Here is a 635-nt window from a genome sequence, read left to right on the forward strand (position 1 = left end):
GGGGTTCGGGGGGTTCTCGCCCTTCTTCAGAGGGTAGGATGGCTCAACGGCAATGCCGCACTTGCCACTGCTCGCCTTGATGTTGCGCTCCATACGGACGTAGCCGGACTCACCCCAGCTCTTGCCCCACGAGTTCCTCACGATCCAGTAGTCCTTGCCATTCTCTGTGCCGTACCCAACAGCAGCGACGCCGTGGTCTAGTGCTGTTCCACATTTACCCGTGAAGATACCCGATGAGTAGAGCTGGAATGCTCTGCCACCGGCTTCAATTGCAACACTGACGGGCTGGTTTGCTACCGCCTTCTGCAGACTCGTCTCACTGTTTGGTGTTACATCTTCGTAGCTGTCAATTGTGACAACCTTTGCGTTTTTCCTGTTTACGTCACACCGTTCGTCCTTGCCTTTGTAAGGGTAGTCATCCTCGGTGTCGATTCCACCATTGTTGATGATGAAATCAAATGCATAGTCCATCAGACCTCCATTGCATCCCTCGTTATATGAAGTGTCACAGTCAACTAGCTCCTGCTCAGACAAAGATATCAGGTCGCCAGTAACAATCTGGTTGATGCCTTCTACAGCTGCTATTGCTGAGAAAGCCCAGCAACTTCCGCAACCTCCCTGGTCCTTGATCTCAG

Annotated in this window: 1 protein-coding gene; it reads right to left on the reverse strand. The window is 52.4% G+C overall.

The annotated features are described in order from the left end of the window. Positions 1-635 (reverse strand): C1 family peptidase (locus tag NK662_RS24655; protein ID WP_254761355.1); only part of this gene is annotated, 635 nt, incomplete at both ends.

It is taken from the genome of Ectobacillus ponti (genome assembly GCF_024294785.1).
GTDB classification, from domain to species: domain Bacteria; phylum Bacillota; class Bacilli; order Bacillales; family Bacillaceae_G; genus Ectobacillus; species Ectobacillus ponti.